Source organism: Streptomyces sp. NPDC006624 (genome assembly GCF_040611555.1).
Lineage (GTDB): Bacteria > Actinomycetota > Actinomycetes > Streptomycetales > Streptomycetaceae > Streptomyces.
The window spans coordinates 225,266-244,512 of record NZ_JBEXOM010000002.1 but is presented as its reverse complement, the minus strand read 5'-3'; the positions used below and the strand labels follow the sequence as shown (position 1 = coordinate 244,512).

Sequence of the window (19,247 nt, the reverse complement as noted above, 5' to 3'; positions counted from 1 at the left end):
GTTGTTACGGGACCGACCGGGACCGGTTGTGTTCGCAGCGTGACCGCCGGGACAATGGAGATGATGAACGACGACCTCGCGGACCTCAGTGCCCGCATCGACCGCACCAACGAGCTGCTCCTGCGCATGCTCGCCGAGGTGGCGAAGACTCCCTCGACCCACGCGATCTTCGTCGATGCCGGGTACCTCTACGCTGCCGCGGGACGCCTCGTCGCCGGCACCGAGGACCGCCGCGCCTTCGACCTCGACGCCGAAGGCCTGATCGACGCCCTCATCGACCGGGCCCGCACGATCTTCGCCGACAGCCGGCTGCTGCGCGTCTACTGGTACGACGGCGCCCGCCGCCGCATCCACACGGCGGAGCAGCAGACCATCGCGGAGCTGCCGGACGTCAAGGTCCGGCTGGGCAACCTCAACGCCAACAACCAGCAGAAGGGCGTCGACTCCCTCATCCGCACCGACCTGGAGTCCCTCGCCCGGCACCGCGCCATCAGCGACGCGGCCCTGCTCGGCGGCGACGAGGACCTGGTGTCGGCGGTGGAGGCCGCCCAGGGCTACGGCGCCCGCGTCCACCTGTGGGGCATCGAGGCCCCGGAGGGCCGCAACCAGGCCGAGCCGCTGCTGTGGGAGGTCGACAGCCAGCGCACGCTCGACCTCGACTTCTTCAAGCCCTACGTCTCCCGCCGCACGGCCCCCGTCCATGAGACGGGCGCGGGCCGGCCCACCCGCGACGACGTGCGGTTCGTGGGCGCGCAGATCGCGGCGAAGTGGCTGGCGGCCCGCGGCCGGGACACGCTGGCGGAACTGCTGCCCGGGCACCCCTACCTGCCCGGCTCGGTCGACCAGGACCTGCTCGTCGAGGCCGAGGGCCTGCTCCAGTACTCCCTGCGCGGCCAGTCCGACCTGCGGCGCTCGCTGCGGGACGGCTTCTGGGAGCACCTGCGGACGCAGCTCTAGTCCCGCCGCCGGCCGTCCCAGAAGTCCGCGAGGGCCCGCGCCGTCGGCAGGGGCCGGTCGGCGTTGGGCGAGTGCTCGGCGCCCGAGACGACCGTGCGGTGCGCGTTCAGCCGTACGGCCATGTCGTCGAGGACCGGCACCGGCCAGGTGTCGTCGTGCGCGCCCGACAAGACGTGGAACGGCAGCGGGAGCGCGGCCAGTTCGGCGACCCGGTCCGGCTCGGTGCACAACTGCCGTCCGGTCGCGACGAGCTGGGCCGGCTTGTGGCCCAGCCAGCGCCGCCTGAGCTGCTCCTGGCCGCCGATGCCGCGGGCGGGCCCGCCGACCTCCTCCGGCGGCCCCAGGGCCCGGATCGCCTCCCACACCTCCTCCATCGACATCACGGCGAGCGCGTCGCTCAGCAGCTTCACGCGCTGCTGCTGCGAGACGGAGATCTCCGCCGGGCCCGACGAGACGAGGGTGAAGGAGAGGAAGGGGGAGTGGTCGAGCAGCACGGCCGCGCGGGCGATCTGGCCGCCGAGCGAGTGCCCGACCAGGTGCACCGGCACACCGAGCGCCTCCGTCTGCGCGAGCACGTCCCGCGCCAGTTCCCGCTGCGCGTAGGCGGACTCGTCGTCCGCCGGCCCGTCCGACTCGTGCTGACCCCGCCCGTCGACGGCGACGACCCGGTACCCCCGCTCCCGCAGCGGCTCGTGCAGCAGGGAGAAGTCCTCCTTGCTCCCGGTGAACCCGGGCAGCATCAGCACGACGCCCTTGACCTCCCCGTCCGCCTCGGGCACCGAGTCGACGACGGCGAACTCGCCCCGGGCGGTGCGCAGGGGGTAGGTGCGGGCGCCGGGGGGCGGGGGGAAGGTGGGGTGGGTGGTCACGGGGGCGAGGGTAGCGGGTCGAGCAGCGGGGGTGGCGGGGCAGCGGGTCGCGTAGCGGGGGCAGCGGGTCGAGGGGGCGGGGGAGCGGGGCGTGGGCCGCCGTGAACGCCGACGGCCCGGCCCCACCTGCGTGGGACCGGGCCGTCGGACGGAGGATCAGCTCTCCGTGGTGTCCGCGGCGGCCGTGGCCTTGCGGGTACGGCGAGCCCTGGGGGCTGCCTCGGGCGCGGCCTCCGTGCCCTCGGCGGTCGAGGCCGCCGTCTTGGACGCGGCGGTCTTGCGGGTCCGCTTGGGCTTGGCCTCGGGCTCCTGTGCTGCCTGGGCCGGGATGTCGGCGGCCGGGGCGGGCTCGGTGGGCTCGGTGGCCTTGCGGGTGCGGCGGCGGGGCTTGGCGTCGGTGCCTTCGGCGGTGTCGACGGCGGCCTCGGCTGCTGCGGCGGTCTTGCGGGTGCGGCGGGGCTTGGCCTCGGCGGCGTCCGCGTCCGTGGTCGCGGCAGCCGTCTTGCGCGTCCGCCTCGGCTTCGTCTCCGTCGTCGGCTCCGGAGCGGACCCGGGAGTCCCCTCCGCCGTGTCGACCGCCGTCTCGGCCGCGGACGCGGCCTTGCGGGTGCGGCGCCGCGGCCTGGCGGCGGGAGCCTCGGCCTCGGCGGTCACCGGGGCGTTCACCGGGGCGGTCGCCACCGGCGCGGCTTCCGGGACCGACGGGGCGTCCGGGACCGACGGGGCGTCCGCGGTGGCCTTCGCCTCCGCGGTGATCGTCGGCTCCGTGGCGGCGGGCGGTTCCACGACGACGGCCGTGGGCTCCGCGGTCGCGGTCGCGGTCTCCGTCACCGGCGTCTCCGTCGCGGCCGACCGGCGGGTGCGCCGGCGGCGCGACTTCGCGGGCGCCTCGGAAGCGTCCGCTGCCGTGCCCTCCGCCGTCGCGACGGCGTTCTCCGCCGGGGCGGGCGCGGTCGGTTCGACGGCCGTCGCGGCCTGAGCCGCCTCGGCCGGCGCCCCACCGCGGAGGCGGCGACGGCGACGCGGGGTGCGCGGCTCCGTGACGGCCTCCGCCTCGGCGGTGCCGCCGGCGGACGTGGTCTCCTGCGCGGCGCCACCGGCGGGAGCGGCCTCCCCGTCCAGCACGGCTCCGCCGCGCGTACGGCGACGGCGACGCGGCGTACGCGCCGACCGCTCACGGTCGGCCGAGCGGGACTCGTCCCGCTCGCCCCGGCCACCTCGGCCGCCGCGGCCGCGCGGCCCGCGGCCGCCCGGCTCGCCCAGGTCCTCCAGCTCCTCCGCCTCCAGCCCGGCGCGCGTGCGCTCCGAACGCGGCAGGATGCCCTTCGTGCCCTCGGGGATGCCGAGGTCGGAGAACAGGTGCGGGGACGTGGAGTACGTCTCCGGCGGGTCGCTGAACTCCAGCTCCAGCGCCTTGTTGATCAGCTGCCAGCGCGGGATGTCGTCCCAGTCGACCAGCGTGATCGCCGTACCCTTCGCACCCGCGCGGCCGGTACGGCCGATGCGGTGCAGGTACGTCTTCTCCTCTTCCGGCGACTGGTAGTTGATGACGTGCGTGACGCCCTCGACGTCGATGCCGCGCGCGGCCACGTCGGTGCAGACGAGCACGTCCACCTTGCCGTTGCGGAACGCGCGCAGGGCCTGCTCGCGGGCGCCCTGGCCGAGGTCGCCGTGGACCGCGCCGGAGGCGAAACCGCGCTGCTTGAGCTGGTCGGCGAGGTCGGCCGCCGTGCGCTTGGTGCGGCAGAAGACCATGACCAGGCCACGGCCCTCGGCCTGCAGGATGCGCGCCACCATCTCGGGCTTGTCCATGTTGTGCGCGCGGTAGACGAACTGCTTGGTGTTCGCGACCGTCGCGCCCACGTCGTCCGGCATGGCCGCGCGGATGTGCGTGGGCTGCGACATGTAGCGGCGGGCCAGGCCGATGACCGCGCCCGGCATGGTGGCCGAGAACAGCATCGTCTGACGCCGCACCGGAAGCATGTTGATGATCTTCTCGACGTCGGGCAGGAAGCCCAGGTCGAGCATCTCGTCCGCCTCGTCGAGGACCAGGCACCTGACGTGCTTCAGGCTCAGCTTCTTCTGCCCGGCGAGGTCGAGCAGCCGGCCCGGGGTGCCGACGACCACGTCGACGCCCTTCTTGAGGGCCTCGACCTGGGGCTCGTAGGCCCGGCCGCCGTAGATCGCCGTCACGCGGACGTTGCGCACCTTGCCGGCGGTCAGCAGGTCGTTGGTGACCTGCGTGCACAGCTCTCGCGTCGGGACGACGACGAGTGCCTGCGGGGCGTCGGTGAGGTCCTCGGGCTTGGCGCGCCCGGCCTCCACGTCGGCGGGGACGGTGACGCGCTCGAGGAGCGGGAGGCCGAAGCCCAGCGTCTTGCCGGTGCCGGTCTTGGCCTGGCCGATGACGTCCGAGCCCGACAGGGCCACGGGGAGCGTCATCTCCTGGATGGGGAAGGGGGTGATGATGCCGACGGCCTCAAGGGCCTCGGCCGTCTCGGGAAGGATCCCGAGCTCTCGGAACGTCGTAGTCAGGGTGCTGCCTCTTCTGTGTGGGCGACGCGAGGCGAGCGCGGGGGTCGTGTCAGACCGTGCCGGGGACGTCGGCTGCCTACGGGCGGGCCGTGGTGCACGGGACCGCGCCGACGCTCTAGCGCTCGTGCCGCTGAGGGTGTCCCTCCGGATTCCCTACGCACAGTGCCGTACGGACGGGAGGGCTGTCGGGTCGGAGCCGATCGGGCCACCGACCGGGCATCCTCATACGTGCGGCCTGTCGAGGTACGTCGACGTACCAGCAGGCGCATTACCACCATACCCCGGAATCCCGCACACGCGATGGCCGATTTGGTCACGTAGTCGTCGTCACACTGATTGACCAGGGCCTTACGCCTCCCGGAGAGCGGGCTATTGTGCGCTTCATGACGAGCTCTGACAAGCCTGAGAACGCCTCGGACACCGCCCCCGCCGCATCCGCGGGAGTCGCCGCACGGGACTGGGCGACGGCCTCCGCCGACCCGCAGTACCGCGCCGCGGTCGTGGACCTGCTCGGTGCGCTCGCGTACGGGGAACTCGCGGCGTTCGAGCGGCTCGCGGAGGACGCCAAGCTGGCGCCGACGCTGGAGGACAAGGCGGAGCTGGCCAAGATGGCGTCGGCCGAGTTCCACCACTTCGAGAGGCTGCGCGACCGGCTCGCCGAGATCGGCGAGGAGCCCACGCGTGCGATGGAGCCGTTCGTCGCGGCGTACGACGGCTTCCACAAGCAGACGGCTCCCTCCGACTGGCTGGAGGGTCTCGTCAAGGCCTATGTCGGCGACTCCATCGCCAGCGACTTCTACCGCGAGGTCGCGGCCCGCCTGGACTCCGACTCCCGCGACCTGGTGCTGGCCGTCCTCGACGACACGGGGCACGGCGGCTTCGCCGTGGAGAAGGTGCGCGCGGCGATCGAGGCCGACCCGCGGGTCGGCGGCCGGCTCGCGCTGTGGGCGCGGCGGCTGATGGGCGAGGCCCTGTCGCAGTCGCAGCGGGTGGTCGCCGACCGGGACGCGCTGTCGACCATGCTGGTGGGCGGTGTCGCGGCCGGCTTCGACCTCGCCGAGGTCGGCAAGATGTTCTCCCGGATCACCGAGGCCCACACCAAGCGGATGGCGGCACTGGGTCTGGCCGCGTAGCGCGCCGCGCGCCGCGCCGCGCGGGGCGGCCGTACGGATCGGATCGTCGGCTGGGCGCGGGGCCGGCCACACGGCTCGTCGGCTGGGCGCGAGCGCGGGCGCACGGATCGTCGGCTGGGGCGCGGGCTTCCCGCGCCCCTGACGCGTGACGCGTGACGCGTGCCGGTTTCTGTCGCCCCCTGCGTGCGCCACGGGGAGACGCGCTTGCGCTGAAGCCCTTGCGCTGACGCGCTTCACATACGCGCTGAAGCCCTTGCGCTGACGCGCTTCACATACGCGCTGAAGCGCTCCCGCTCATGGCCGCGGCCGGACCCCCGCTCGCGGCTAGGCCGTCGCCGATCGTCGGCGCAGGCGGCCCGCCGGGCGCAGCAGCAGCGACAGCGAGGCCACCGACACGATCACCCCGCCGAGCAGGACCAGCAGCAGGTGCCCGGCGTCCAGCGCGCTGTGCATGACGAAGGCCCCGAACAGGGCTCCGGCGACTCCGGTGGACAGGACCAGGGGCCGGGCCGGCAGACGGTGCGGCAGGCGCAGTGTGGCCGCCCAGGCCAGGGCGAGGCCGAGGATCGCGGAGCTCAGGGTTTCCAGGAGCATGTCGGGGGTCCCTCCCACACGGCCGGCCTGCCCAAATCGGTCGTAGCCCGTCTTACCCCTGACCTGCGGAATCCAATCCACCTCTGTGAGCGACCTGTGGGCCATCCGTGGAGGGACCCGTGCGCCGCAAGGGGAGGCGGAACGTGAAGGGGGCGGGACGGCCGCCGGCCGTCCCGCCCCCTTCACGACGCAGGCGCCTACAGCGCGCCGAAGCCCACCTTGCGCGGGGCCGGCTCGCCGATCTCGACGTACGCGAGACGGTCCGCCGGTACCAGGACCTTACGGCCGTGCTCGTCCACGAGGCTCAGCAGCGGCGTCTTCCCGGCCAGTGCCTCGGAAACGGCCCGCTCGACCTCCTCGGCACTCTGACCGCTCTCCAGAACGATCTCGCGGGGCGCGTGCTGCACGCCGATCTTGACCTCCACGGCTATGTCCCTCCGACGGTCAGTGATGTGCGCGACCTTCCGCGCCGTACGCAGCACACATTAGCCCGGTGAGGGGACGTACACGCTCCGCCCGAGAACGCCACGAGCGAACAACGGACGGGAACAAGGAGCCCCTCGGCGGTGCGCGGGGCCCCTCGTGCCGCTGTCCGTCAGTGCTGCTGCTGGTCCGTCCCGTGCAGCGGGAAGCCCGCGATGCCGCGCCACGCCAGCGACGTCAGCAGCTGCACCGCCTGGTCGCGCGGCACGCTGCGGTCGCTGTGCAGCCACGACCGCGCCACCACCTGGGCGAGTCCGCCGAGACCCGAGGCGAGCAGCATCGACTCGGCGCGCGACAGGCCCGTGTCCTCGGCGATGACGTCGCAGATCGCCTCCGCGCAGTCGTTCGTCACCTTGTCGACACGCTCGCGCACCGCGGGCTCGTTCGTCAGGTCCGACTCGAAGACCAGGCGGAAGGCACCGCCGTCGTCCTCGACGTACGCGAAGTAGGCGTCCATCGTCGCCCGCACGCGCTGCTTGTTGTCGGTCGTCGACGCGAGCGCGTGGCGCACGGACTGGATGAGCGACTCGCAGTGCTGGTCCAGCAGGGCGAGATACAGGTCGAGCTTGCCGGGGAAGTGCTGGTAGAGCACCGGCTTGCTGACACCGGCGCGCTCGGCGATGTCGTCCATGGCGGCCGCGTGGTACCCCTGGGCCACGAAGACCTCCTGGGCGGCGCCCAGAAGCTGGTTGCGTCGGGCACGGCGCGGCAGGCGTGTGCCCCGCGGGCGAACCGCCTCTGTCTGCTCGATGGCTGTCACGCCGCCTCCCATAGTCGTCCACGTGCGGATCTGGCCGCGTCGCCATCGTACTTTTCGGTAACCGTGGTGTGCGCGGTGAGAGCGCAGAATTTCACGGACCGGACGGTTATGAAAGCGATCGAGAAGGTTTCAAACAGGGACAGAGCGGGCAAAATACGGCCCCTTTCCTGCTCAGCGGGCTCAGCGTCGCCCCGCGGCGGCGGACGTCACCGGTAGTCGTCCTCGTCGAGCGAGACGACCCGGGCCTGCTCCGCGAGATCGGCCTCGTTGGCGCGGGCGGGGTCGACGCCGGTCAGCGGGTCGTCGCGGTCCGGCGCGAGGTCCGTGTGCTGCTCGGCCGCGTCGGCCTCGGGCGCCTCGACGTCCTCCGTCGTCTCCTCGGTCTCGGCCTCGAAGGTCTCCGGGTCGGTGGGGTCTACGGCCATGCTGGGCTCCCTTCCTACGAACGTCCCTGGGAATGCAGGGGCCACACGCGGGTGCCCTCTGTACGAGCCTAGGAGACACCCGATCCGGACGCTATGCGATCCGCGTCCGGTGCGTGACGCAGCGCGCATCCCGCCGGCTGCTTCCCTGCCGGCTCCCGTACGGGTGCCTCCGTGGCTGCCCTTCCACGCCTTCCGAATGGCTTATTCCTGTGATGGCGAACACATGAGCCAGTGCGTGATCGTCTCGTAACATTGCCGCATGTCTTCGACCGAGCTGCCGATCGTGCCGCCCGCCAACGTGCTGCCGAAGGTGGGGACCGTCAGGGTCGCGGAGGGGGAGCGGCTGAGGTCGGTCGAGCTGCCCGGGGTCACTCTGTCGGTGCGGTCGCGTCCGCCCGCGCGCGAGGACCTGCCGCCCGCGCTGTACGTGCACGGGCTCGGGGGTTCCTCGCAGAACTGGTCGGCGCTGATGCCGCTGCTGGAGGACGTCGTCGACAGCGAGGCCGTCGATCTGCCCGGCTTCGGCGACTCCCCGCCCCCGGACGACGGCAACTACTCGGTCACCGCGCACGCGCGCGCCGTCATCCGCTACCTCGACGCCTCCGGCCGCGGCCCCGTGCACCTGTTCGGGAACTCGCTCGGTGGCGCCATCACCACCCGTGTCGCCGCGGTCCGGCCCGATCTCGTCCGTACGCTCACCCTCGTGTCGCCTGCCCTGCCCGAGATCCGCGTGCAGCGCTCCGCCGTGCCCACGGGGCTGCTCGCGGTGCCCGGTATCGCGCCCCTGTTCACCCGGCTCACCCGCGCGTGGACGGCGGAGCAGCGCGTCCGCGGCGTGATGGCCCTCTGCTACGGCGATCCGGGACGGGTGACACCGGAGGGCTTCCACCACGCCGTGCAGGAGATGGAACGGCGGCTGCGGCTGCCGTACTTCTGGGACGCGATGGCACGGTCCGCGCGCGGGATCGTCAACGCCTACACCCTGGGTGGCCAGCACGGACTGTGGCGCCAGGCCGAGCGCGTCCTCGCGCCGACGCTGCTCGTCTACGGCGGCCGCGACCAGCTGGTCGGCTTCCGCATGGCGCAGAAGGCCGCCCGTGCGTTTCGCGACTCGCGGCTGGTGACGTTGCCGGACGCCGGGCACGTCGCCATGATGGAGTATCCGGAGACGGTGGCCCTGGCGTTTCGTGAACTCCTCGAGACATCGGGGGAGTTGGGTGCGCGGCGTGCGCGGCGGGCTCGGGGCGCGGCGGACGAGAGCGCATCGGACGCCCGCGCGGGCCGTGCCGTCGACCCAGAGAGCACCGACGAGAGTATGGGGGGCTGAGGCGCGACGTGGGACGCCACAGCCGCCGCGGGCCTGCCGCCAAGCGCGACACCGCGGAGACAACCGCAGTACGGGACGGCCGAGCCGGGGCCGCACCGGGTCCGAGACCGGGCCAGGGTCCGGCACCCGACCCGGACCGGCCGGGCCGAACGGCACCGCCCGGCCCGGCGCCGGGCGGCTGGCCGCCGTCGGGCGGGGGCCCTCGCCGGGTGCCGGGGCCGCGTCCCGCACCCGGGTCCGGTCCGCCACTGAACGGGCCGGGTGGGTCGATGCTCGGGCCGGGCGCGTCGCTGCATGGGACGAGTGCCCCGCTGGACGGCGCCGGTCCTCCTCTGCAGGGTGTCGGTCCTCCTCCGCGTGGGCCCGGTGGGCAGCCGCACGGACCTGGTGGGGCGCCGCCAGGACCCGGTGGGCCGTCCCGCGGGCTCGGTGGGTTGCCCCACGGATTCGGCGGATTTCCCGGCGGGACGCCCCTGCACGGCACGCCGCCGCACGGGATGCCGCCGCGTATGCCGGAGGGCAGGCCTGCGGACGGGACGCCTGCGCACGGCATGCCGCGACTGCCGGACGGGACGCCTGCGCACGGGATGCCCCGGCTGCCGGACGGCACTCCGGCACGTGGAGTTCCCGGATTCCCCGACGGAACACCCGCGCAGGGTGTTCCGCGGTTCCCTGACGGCACCCCCGCGCGCGGGGTGCCTCGTTTTTCCGACGGCACTCCGGCCCGGGGCGTTCCCCGGCTGCCCGACGGGACACCCGCCCAGGGTGTGCCGCGACTGCCCGACGGCACGCCCGCGCACGGCTTCCCGCAGGTGCGTGGCGGGCACCCCGAGCAACGGGAGGCCGGGGGCGGCTGGGGTGAGTTGAGGGGCAACGGCGGGGGCGGCGCCCCGGCCGGAGCGGGGGCCGGGGTCAATGCCGGTGCTGGTCCCGATGCCGGTCCCGGTGCACCGATACCTCGGCAGCGCCGGGCCTCCGCGCCCGAGCCGCGGCAGGACTATCTCGACGCCTTTGACGAGGAGGACGACGTCTTCGCGCCCCGTACGCCCGCCTCCGCGCACGCGGCGGACGCCTACGCCTCCGCCGCGGACTGGAACGCGGGCACCCCGGCCGACGCCTGCTCCGGCGCCGATGACGGCGCGGAGCCCTCCGGCGTGCCCGCGCCCGGCAAGGGGGGCAAGGGCCGTACCTTCACGGGCATCGCGGCCGCCGCCGTCACGACCGTCCTGGCCGTCATCGTCGCCGGCCAGGTCGCCGAGGACACGGGCGGAGCCGACGTGCAGTCGCAGTCCGCCACCGACCAGAGCCGCGACCTGCGCGACTCCGCGTCCCGCGCCGACGGCCGGGCGCCCGCCCCGAAACCCGGCGCCAAGTCGCTCACCTACGACGAGAAGATGGACCGGACGTACCCGCTCGGCGCCGACCTCAAGGGCTCCGGGGAGTTCGACGCGGTGCCCGGCATCGCGAAGGCGCCGGGCGTGGGACAGAAGTTCACCTACCGCGTGGACGTGGAGCAGGGGCTCGGGCTGGACCCCGAACTCTTCGCCGAGGCCGTGCAGAAGACGCTCAACGACCAGCGCAGCTGGGCCCACAACGGCGCCCGGACCTTCGAGCGCATCCACTCCGGCACGCCCGACTTCGTCATCACCCTCGCCAGCCCAGGCACCACCGCCGACTGGTGCGCCAAGTCCGGCCTCGACACCACCGTGGACAACGTCTCCTGCGACTCCGCCGCCACCGAGCGAGTGATGATCAACGCCTACCGGTGGGCCCAGGGCTCGGAGACGTACGGCGACAAGATCCACGCCTACCGGCAGATGCTGATCAACCACGAGGTGGGGCACCGCCTCGGCTACGGCCACGTCACCTGCGACCAGGACGGCGCCCTCGCTCCGGTCATGCAGCAGCAGACCAAGTTCATCGACCACGACGGCGTGGACTGCCGCGCCAACGCCTGGCCCTACCCGAACAGCTGACGGCCCGCGCGGCGGCGCGAGTCCGTGAGCCATGCATGAGCCCCGGATGAGCCCCGCATGAGTCCTGTGAGTCGCGTTATGACGATCCGTGCCCGGATGATCTCCTAGCGCGACGGAACGCGACCCGCACAGGAAAGTTACGTCCGTTCACCCCTTTTGGTGGTGCGACGGACAACCGTCCATCGCGCCACCGCCTTGTCCGCATACGTTCGTCCCGCTGCGAGCCGCCGGGCAACGGCGGCTCCCCACACGGGAGATCGGGGGTGCGCTCGTGCGCATCGGACTGCTTACGGACGGTGGCTATCCGTATGTGAGCGGTGACGCCAGGCTCTGGTGCGACCGGCTGGTGCGCGGGCTCGGACAACACGAGTTCGACGTCTACGCGTTCAGCCGCAGCGAACGCCAGGAGGACGAGGGCTGGATCCCGTTGCCGCCGAACGTCCAGCGGGTGCGGACCGCGTCGCCGTGGCTGGCCGAGGACGACGGAGTGCTGCCCGGCCGCCGCGCACGCCGGCGGTTCGCCGAGTGCTTCGGGGAACTGGCCGGGGTGTTGTGCGGGGTGTCCGCGGGAGCGGCGGCCCTGGACGGAAGGCCCGCGGCGGGTGCCACCGGGAACGCCGTCGAAAGTGCCTCCACGGACGCCTCCCAAGATGCGCCGACCGCAGAGGCGGACCGTTTCGCCTACGCCCTCTACGGGCTCGCCGAACTCGCCCGCGAGGAGGGCGGCCTGGCCGGCGCCCTGCGCTCCGAGGCCGCCGTGCGCCTGCTGGAACGCGCCTGTCGCGCGCCCGGCGTCCATCGTGCGGCGCGCGAGGCGCGCGTGCCCGATCTGCTCACCGTCGCCGCCTACCTGGAACGCGCCCTGCACCCCCTCGGCCTCGACTGGTACGAGGACGACGGGCTCGGCGCGGTCGACCTCTGCCACGCCGCCTCCGGCGGTACGGCCGTGCTGCCCGGCCTGCTGACCCGGCACTTCAACGGCGTTCCCCTGCTGGTGACCGAGTACGGCGTGCGGCTGCGGACGCACTACCTCACCGCCCCCGGCGCCCCTCCCGCCGTACGGTCCCTGCTCGCCGCCTTCCACGGCCGGCTCGCGGCCGAGGCCTACGCCCGGGCCGAGGTCGTCACCGCCGGAAACACCCACACCCGCCGCTGGCAGGAGCGCTGCGGAGCCGCCCGCGAGAAGCAGCGCACGGTCTACCCCGGCATGGACGCCCGGCCCTTCGCGCAGGTCGGCGAGTCCTCCGAGTGCGCCGATCCCGACGCGCTCGTGTGGGTGGGACGGGTCGAACCCGCCAAGGACCTCGTCTCCCTCCTGCACGCCTTCGCGGAGGTCCGCAAGCAGCAGCCCGGGACGCGCCTGCGCATCGTCGGTGCCCCGGCCGGCCCCGAGGGCGCGGCCTACCTCGACCACTGCAGGGCGCTGGCCGCCCAGCTCTTCCCCGACGAAGCAGAGGGACCGCACACCCCCGGCGACAACCCGGTCTCCTTCGAGGAGATCGGCGGACCGGACCTGCCCTTCCCCGCCGACGCGTACGCCGCGGGCGCCGTGACCGTCCTGTCCAGCGTCGTCGAGGGCTTCCCGATCAGCCTCGTCGAGGCCATGCTCAGCGGGCGCGCGACGGTGTCGACGGACGTCGGCGCGGTCGTGGAGGTCATCGGCGGAACGGGGCTCGTCGTCCCGCCCCGCAACCCGAGGGCGCTCGCCGACGCGTGCGTGGCGCTGCTGCGTGACCCCGAGCGCCGCGCACGCCTGGGCGCCGCCGCGCGCGCCCGGGCCCTGGAACTGTTCACGGTCGAGCAGAACATCGAGGCGTTCCACAGCATCTACCTGGAGATCGTCTCGCGTGCGCCCGTGAGCCGCGCCCTCCTCGACGGGGCGGGGGAGCCGCTGCCCTTCGCGGTCCCCGCCGAGGCGCAGGTGCCGGTGCGGTGGAACGCCGCAGCACCCGACCTCGCGGCCCGCAGTGTCCCCGGCTGGGCCGCCGGCAGCCCCGTGCGAGCCAACACTCCCGTGCCCGCCCCGGAGGGAGCGCGATGAAGGAAGGGAGCGCGATGAAGGACCTGGGAGAACTGCACCGCCCGGGCACCCCGCCCGGTCCGGCCGCTCCGTCCGGCTCGGGTGCTCCATCCGGCTCGGGTGCTCCATCCGGTCCAGGCACCTCGTCCGGGCCAGGCACTCCGTCCGGCTCGGGCGCCATGGCCGCTCCCGGCGCTCCGTCCGGTCCGGGCGCCCGGAACGCCGACGCGGGGCATTCGCCGAGCCTCGGCTCGCCCGCCCCTGCAGCGGCCCCCGGTGACGCGACCTCCGCCGAACCGGAGCCGGCCACCGACCGCACCCGGTCCGTCCAGCGGACGGGCTCCGACCGCACCCCGTCCGCCGTCCGGCAGACGGGCTCCGACCGCAAGGCTCCCGCTCCCCGCCGCGGTGCCGCCGACCCCGTGAAGGCGCTGATGCACCGTCACCGCGAGCTCTGCGCCCGCGCGGTCGACCCCCTCGAGATCGCGGCAGGCCTGGAAGCCCACGGCATCACCGACCGCACCGCCGCCCGCTTCCGCCACCGGGACGTCTTCTCCCTGGCGGAGGAGATGTACGCCCGCGCCTCCCGGGACGGGGACGCGCCCACGCCCACTCCGCCCGACGCGCCCCGTGTGCGCGCCGGGTGGGTCCTGCTCACCCTTCTGCCGGGTGCGCTGTGCGCCGCCGCCGTGTCCGCCGTGCACCTCACCGACGGCCGGTCACGCCTCCTCGCGGCCGCGGCAGGCCTGTGCGCCGTGATCCTGGCCCTGCGTGCCGCCCTCCGCCGCGGCCCCCTGAGCAGGACCGACGCGGGCCGACCCGGACCCCGGCCCGGCGCGGCACGGGGCAGGACCGCCCCCTGGGTCCTGTGGCTCGCCGGCTACTCCCTGCTGGGCGACGGCCTGCTCCACAGCGCTGTCACCGGAGGCCCCCACGCGCTGCCCACCGGCACCGCCGACGGCCCCTGGCCGCTCACGGCCGCCCCGGTCCTCGCCCTCACCGCCGCCTGTGCGCCCGCGGCCTGGCTCGCCCACCTCCTCACCGCACGCGCTCGCCGCCGGCTCGCCTCCAGCCGCGTCCTGGAGGACTTCGCCACCGCCGTACGGCCGCTCCTGCTCGGCACGTTCGCCCTGTTCCTGGTCGTCCTCGCGGTCCTGCTCGCCGTCAGCGCCACGCTCCTCGGCGAGCCCGCGCCCTACGCGGAGACCCTCACCCTCGGTGCCCTCCTCTTCCTGGCCCGCCTCCTCACCGTCCATGGCTTCACCTACGCACCGAGCGTGGTCCTCGCCGCCACGGCCGCCCTCCAGGTCGCCGCCCTCGCCTCGGTCCTCATCTCCCGCCTCCCCGGCTGCGGCCTGCTGGCCACCCCGGTCGAGACCCTCGTCACCACCTGGAACGCCGGCAGCGTCCCCGCCCTCGCCTGCGCGGTTGGGGCCTTGGCCCTCCTGGTCCACGCGACCCGCAAGCTCACCCGGGCCTCGGCCCACGCACCACAGGAGCCCTCGCGGTGACCGCCCCGGGCGGCGGCCCCACCGCCGAAGGCACCCGCTCCACCGTCCTTTCCCCCTCAAGGAGACCCGCATGACCACCCACCCAGGAGCCGCAGCCGCCCCGGGAGCCGCGCGATGAGAGTTCTGCTGATCGGAGCCAACGGCTACATCGGGCGCTTCGTCGCCGACCGTCTGCTCGCCGACCCGGCTGTCCAACTCACCGCCCTGGGCCGCGGCGACGACGCCGACGTCCGCTTCGACCTCGCCTCCGGCAGCCCCGGCGCCCTCACCCGCTTCCTGGACGCGGTCCACCCGGGCGTCGTCGTCAACTGCGCGGGTGCCACCCGCGGCGGCGCCCGCGAACTGACCCGCCACAACACCGTCGCCGTGGCCACCGTCTGCGAGGCGCTGCGCCGCAGCGGCTGCGGCGCCCGGCTGGTGCAGATCGGCTGCAGCGCGGAGTACGGCCCCAGCCAGCCCGGCTCCTCCACGGCCGAGGACGCCGTGCCCCGCCCCGGCGGCCCGTACGGCGTCAGCAAACTCGCCGCCACCGAACTGGTCCTCGGCTCCGGCCTGGACGCCGTCGTGCTGCGCGTCTTCTCCCCGGCCGGGCCCGGCACCCCCGCCGGCTCCCCGCTGGGCCGCCTCGCCGAGGCGATGCGCCGCGCCATGCAGTCCGGCGACGGCGAACTGAAACTCGGTGGCCTCGGCGCGCAGCGCGACTTCGTCGACGTCCGCGACGTGGCCCGCGCCGTCCACGCCGCCTCGCTGTCCGCCGCGCAGGGCGTCATCAACATCGGCTCCGGCCGAGCCGTGCGCCTTCGCGACGCCGCCGCGGTTCTCGCCCGCGTGGCCGGATACGGCGGAGCCCTCCACGAACTCGACGGCCCGCCCGGTGCCCTGCGCCCGGCCATCGGCCACCCCCGCCCCGACCCGGACCACGCGCCCCCGGTCGCGTACCCGTACCCGGACGGGTGCGGCAGCTGGCAGCAGGCCGATGTGCGCACCGCGCGTGACCGGCTCGGCTGGCGCCCCCGGATCGGCCTCGAGGAGTCGCTCGCGGACATCTGGATGGAGGCCGCATGCCGCATCTGACCAGCACACAGCCCCGCACGTCGAGCACGGAACTCCGCCCGGGCGTCGGCGTCCCCGGCTACGCGCACCCCCTGCTCGCCCCCACCGAGTGGGGTGAACTCTCCCGCCCCGGCGTCCCGCTGCACTGGGTGGTCCTCAACGTGGCCGACGGCCCCGGCAGCCGCCCCGACCCGCACTGCCTGGAAGCGGCCGGCCGGCTGCGCAACGCGGGCGTCCGGGTCCTCGGCCACCTCGACAGCCGCTACGGCACCCGGAACTCCGGCGACCTCGTCTCGGACGCCCGCCGGTACGTCGACTGGTACCGGGTCGACGGATTCATCCTGGAGCGCTGCCCGGCCGACCACGTCAGGCTGAGCGACGTACGCCGCACGGTCGACGCGCTCCGCGCGGTCCGTGACGATGCCCACATCGTCCTCGCCCACGGCATCCACCCGCACCCGGGCTACGTCGACCTCGCGGACCAGCTGGTCACTTTCTCCGGCCCGTGGAACGACTACCGCTGGTCGCAGGTCGCCGACTGGACCACGGACCATTCGCCCGAGCGCTTCTGCCACTTCGTCCACGGTGTGCCGCGTCCCCACCTGGACGAGGCGCTGCGCATCGCCCGCTGGCAGGGCGCCGCCACGATCTGGCTCACCGACCGCACGGACCGCGACGGCACGGCCGACCCCTGGGTGGGCATGCCCGGCTACTGGGACGAATTCGTCTCGCTGGTCGGAACAGGTGTCTCGGAATGAAAAAGCACATGGCACTGTTACGGGGAGAACAACCGTAGTGATTGACCGACCAACGGAGTCCCCGTGTCGTTGCCACCCCTGGTCGAGCCGGCTGCCGAGCTCACCGTAGACGAGGTTCGCAGGTACTCCCGCCACCTGATCATCCCCGACGTCGGGATGGACGGGCAGAAGCGGCTGAAGAACGCCAAGGTGCTGTGTGTGGGCGCCGGCGGCCTGGGCTCGCCGGCGCTGATGTACCTGGCCGCCGCGGGCGTGGGCACCCTCGGCATCGTGGAGTTCGACGAGGTCGACGAGTCGAACCTGCAGCGCCAGATCATCCACAGCCAGGCCGACATCGGCCGTCCCAAGGCCGAGTCCGCCCGGGACAGCGTCAAGGGCATCAACCCGTACGTGAACGTGATCCTTCACGAGGAGCGGCTCGAGGCCGACAACGTGATGGACATCTTCAGCCAGTACGACCTGATCGTCGACGGCACGGACAACTTCGCGACCCGCTACCTGGTCAACGACGCCTGCGTGCTGCTCAACAAGCCGTACGTGTGGGGTTCGATCTACCGCTTCGACGGCCAGGCCTCGGTGTTCTGGTCCGAGCACGGCCCGTGCTACCGCTGCCTGTACCCGGAGCCCCCGCCCCCCGGCATGGTCCCCTCCTGCGCCGAGGGCGGCGTGCTGGGCGTGCTGTGCGCGTCCATCGGCTCCATTCAGGTCAACGAGGCCATCAAGCTCCTCGCGGGCATCGGCGAGCCGCTGGTCGGCCGCCTGATGATCTACGACGCCCTGGAGATGCAGTACCGCCAGGTCAAGGTCCGCAAGGACCCCAACTGCGCGGTCTGCGGCGAGAACCCGACCGTCACCGAGCTCATCGACTACGAGGCATTCTGCGGCGTCGTGTCCGAGGAGGCCCAGGCGGCGGCCGCCGACTCCACGATCACTCCCAAGCAGCTCAAGGAGTGGATCGACGACGGCGAGAGCATCGACATCATCGACGTCCGCGAGCCGAACGAGTACGAGATCGTCTCCATCCCGGGCGCCCGGCTCATCCCGAAGAACGAGTTCCTCATGGGCACCGCCCTGGAGAGCCTCCCGCAGGACAAGAAGATCGTCCTGCATTGCAAGACGGGTGTCCGCAGTGCGGAAGTCCTCGCGGTGCTGAAGTCCGCGGGCTTCTCGGACGCGGTCCACGTCGGCGGCGGCGTGATCGGCTGGGTCAACCAGATCGAGCCGAGCAAGCCGGTGTACTGAGCCGGATCCGGCCTGACGCTCCGAGCGGCGGGGGTCTCGCGCACCACGGGTGCCCGGGGCCCCCGCCGTCGTCATGAGCAGACCTTGCCGTCCTTCGGTACGGATCCGTCCAGCAGGTACGCGTTCACCGTGGAGTCGACGCAGTCGCTCCCGCTGCCGTAGGCACCGTGTCCCTCGCCCCGCCAGGTGAGCATCACTCCGACACCCTTGCCCAGCTCGTCGGCCATCCTCCGGGCGCCCTCGTAGGGGGTGGCCGGGTCGCCGGTGTTGCCCACCACCAGGACCGGCGCCGCGCCCGGCGCGCTCACCTCCGGGGTGTCGCGCTGTCCGGGCACCGGCCAGTCGTGGCACCAGCCCGCCGTGTCCCAGCCGAGGAACGCCCCGAAGGCCGGCGAGATCTTCTCGAACTCCGGCAGCAGCTTCTTCGTCTCGGCCGCGCTCGGCCGCTGCCGGTCGTCCAGGCACGATATGACCCGTTGCGAATGGGTCGTCGTGCCGTAGCGGCCCGACGGGTCGCGTTCGTTGTAGCCGTCGGCGAGGGCCAGCAGCTCCGAGCCGTCCCCCCGCTCGGCCGCCTCGAGGGCGCTGGTCAGCGTCGGCCAGCTGTCCTTGCTGTACAGCGGCAGGATGATGCCGGTGACCGCGAGCGTCTGGGTCAGCTTCCGCCCCGGCGTGTCCGTCGGCAGGGGCCGGGCGTCGATCCGCCCCAGCAGGTCCACGATCCTCCGCGTGCCCGCCTCGGGCTCCTGGCCGGTGGACTTCAGGTAGTTGTCCAGTGCGCGCTGGAAGCCCCGGGCCTGATTCCTGGCGTGGCCCACCGTGTCGGCGCCGGGGTCGACGACCGCGTCCAGCGTCATCCGCCCCACCTTCTCGGGGAACAGGTGGGCATAGGTGCCGCCCAGTTCCGTGCCGTAGGAGATGCCGAAGTAGTGCATCTTCTCGTCGCCGAGGGCCTGCCGGATGCGGTCCATGTCGCGGGCCGAGTCGGTGGTCGAGACGTGGGCCAGCAGTTTCCCGGCGTCCTCCTGGCAGCCCTTGCCGAAGGCGGCGGCGTCCGCGAAGTACGCCTTCTCCTCGGCGGCGTCGTCCGGGCTGACGTCGACCGACTCGGCGGCCTGGATCTCCTCGTCGCCGCGGCAGCGCACCCCCTCGCTGGCACCCACCCCGCGCGGGTCCCAGCTGACCAGGTCGTAGCGCTCACGCAGCCGGGAGACCGTCGAGGCGTACGACGGCATCATGGACACGCCCGAGGCGCCCGGGCCGCCGAAGTTGAACAGCAGCGAGCCGGCTCGGTCGTCGCCGTCGGCCCTGGCGCGGATCAGGGCCAGCCCGATCGTCTCGCCGTCCGGCTCGGACCAGTCAAGCGGCACCTTCAGGGTCGCGCACTGCCATTCGCCGCTCGGCGCGGGCGCGTCGGCGGTCGCCTTGCAGCGGCCCCAGGAGAGCCCGCCCTCGCCGTCGTCCGACGAGCCGGCGCCGCAGCCCGCGGCCAGCAGGGCCGAGGCGGCCGCCAGAGCGGTCCACCGTACGAAGCGCGTCATTGCCCATCCCCCCTCGCAGGCCGTCCGCTTCGTGCCGCGGATGGCGGTCAGGCCATGGTAGGC

Annotated in this window: 16 protein-coding genes; 9 read left to right on the top strand and 7 right to left on the bottom strand. The window is 73.6% G+C overall.

The annotated features are described in order from the left end of the window. The first annotated feature begins 63 nt into the window (after positions 1 to 63). Positions 64 to 957, top strand: coding sequence for an NYN domain-containing protein (locus ABZY20_RS04740; RefSeq protein WP_356437396.1), 894 nt, complete (start codon positions 64 to 66; stop codon positions 955 to 957). Here ABZY20_RS04740 and ABZY20_RS04735 read toward each other — a convergent pair. Both ABZY20_RS04735 and ABZY20_RS04730 read right to left on the bottom strand, forming a co-directional pair. Beyond that, complete coding sequence (locus tag ABZY20_RS04735; RefSeq protein ID WP_356436528.1) at positions 954 to 1,826, bottom strand: alpha/beta fold hydrolase; 873 nt, start codon at positions 1,824 to 1,826, stop codon at positions 954 to 956. The genes ABZY20_RS04740 and ABZY20_RS04735 overlap by 4 nt on opposite strands. 156 nt (positions 1,827 to 1,982) lie before the next feature. After that, entirely contained in the window at positions 1,983 to 4,268 is a 2,286-nt protein-coding gene (locus ABZY20_RS04730) for a DEAD/DEAH box helicase (RefSeq protein ID WP_356436525.1), read from the bottom strand. Positions 4,269 to 4,744: 476 nt separating this feature from the next. Here ABZY20_RS04730 and ABZY20_RS04725 point away from each other — a divergent pair, with 476 nt between their 5' ends. Continuing rightward, the gene (locus ABZY20_RS04725) at positions 4,745 to 5,494 is read left to right on the top strand and encodes a ferritin-like fold-containing protein (protein ID WP_356436522.1); all 750 of its coding nucleotides are present in this window, start codon (positions 4,745 to 4,747) and stop codon (positions 5,492 to 5,494) included. A gap of 324 nt (positions 5,495 to 5,818) precedes the next feature. Here the strand turns inward: ABZY20_RS04725 and ABZY20_RS04720 are convergent, their stop codons facing one another. The 4 genes from ABZY20_RS04720 to ABZY20_RS04705 form a co-directional block, all read right to left on the bottom strand. Beyond that, positions 5,819 to 6,088, bottom strand: coding sequence for a hypothetical protein (locus tag ABZY20_RS04720; protein WP_356436519.1), 270 nt, complete (start codon positions 6,086 to 6,088; stop codon positions 5,819 to 5,821). 197 nt (positions 6,089 to 6,285) lie between these two features. Next, positions 6,286 to 6,513, bottom strand: a complete 228-nt coding sequence (locus ABZY20_RS04715) for a DUF3107 domain-containing protein (RefSeq protein WP_356436516.1) — start codon at positions 6,511 to 6,513, stop codon at positions 6,286 to 6,288. 170 nt (positions 6,514 to 6,683) lie between these two features. Beyond that, positions 6,684 to 7,331, bottom strand: coding sequence for a TetR/AcrR family transcriptional regulator (locus ABZY20_RS04710; RefSeq protein ID WP_356436513.1), 648 nt, complete (start codon positions 7,329 to 7,331; stop codon positions 6,684 to 6,686). A 206-nt stretch (positions 7,332 to 7,537) separates the two neighbouring features. Next, positions 7,538 to 7,756, bottom strand: coding sequence for a hypothetical protein (locus ABZY20_RS04705; protein ID WP_356436510.1), 219 nt, complete (start codon positions 7,754 to 7,756; stop codon positions 7,538 to 7,540). A 259-nt stretch (positions 7,757 to 8,015) separates the two neighbouring features. Here ABZY20_RS04705 and ABZY20_RS04700 point away from each other — a divergent pair, with 259 nt between their 5' ends. From ABZY20_RS04700 to moeZ, 7 genes are all read left to right on the top strand, one after another. Further along, entirely contained in the window at positions 8,016 to 9,083 is a 1,068-nt protein-coding gene (locus ABZY20_RS04700) for an alpha/beta hydrolase (protein ID WP_356436507.1), read from the top strand. Positions 9,084 to 9,580: 497 nt separating this feature from the next. Beyond that, a complete protein-coding gene (locus ABZY20_RS04695) occupies positions 9,581 to 11,059 on the top strand; it encodes a DUF3152 domain-containing protein (protein ID WP_356436504.1) in 1,479 nt (492 codons plus the stop codon). 271 nt (positions 11,060 to 11,330) lie between these two features. Continuing rightward, positions 11,331 to 13,100, top strand: a complete 1,770-nt coding sequence (locus tag ABZY20_RS04690; RefSeq protein WP_356436502.1) for a DUF3492 domain-containing protein — start codon at positions 11,331 to 11,333, stop codon at positions 13,098 to 13,100. 158 nt (positions 13,101 to 13,258) lie between these two features. Continuing rightward, a complete protein-coding gene (locus tag ABZY20_RS04685; RefSeq protein ID WP_356436499.1) occupies positions 13,259 to 14,590 on the top strand; it encodes a hypothetical protein in 1,332 nt (443 codons plus the stop codon). 114 nt (positions 14,591 to 14,704) lie between these two features. Then, positions 14,705 to 15,664, top strand: a complete 960-nt coding sequence (locus tag ABZY20_RS04680) for an NAD-dependent epimerase/dehydratase family protein (protein ID WP_086560583.1) — start codon at positions 14,705 to 14,707, stop codon at positions 15,662 to 15,664. Next, entirely contained in the window at positions 15,652 to 16,401 is a 750-nt protein-coding gene (locus ABZY20_RS04675; RefSeq protein ID WP_356436496.1) for a spherulation-specific family 4 protein, read from the top strand. The genes ABZY20_RS04680 and ABZY20_RS04675 overlap by 13 nt, the downstream gene beginning before the upstream one ends. Positions 16,402 to 16,464: 63 nt before the next feature. Continuing rightward, entirely contained in the window at positions 16,465 to 17,643 is a 1,179-nt protein-coding gene (gene moeZ, locus ABZY20_RS04670) for an adenylyltransferase/sulfurtransferase MoeZ (RefSeq protein ID WP_356436493.1), read from the top strand. 71 nt (positions 17,644 to 17,714) lie between these two features. Here the strand turns inward: moeZ and ABZY20_RS04665 are convergent, their stop codons facing one another. Beyond that, positions 17,715 to 19,184 carry an alpha/beta hydrolase gene (locus ABZY20_RS04665; RefSeq protein ID WP_356436491.1) on the bottom strand — a complete coding sequence of 490 codons (1,470 nt, stop codon included), beginning with the start codon at positions 19,182 to 19,184 and terminating at the stop codon, positions 17,715 to 17,717. Between the last annotated feature and the right edge of the window lie 63 nt (positions 19,185 to 19,247).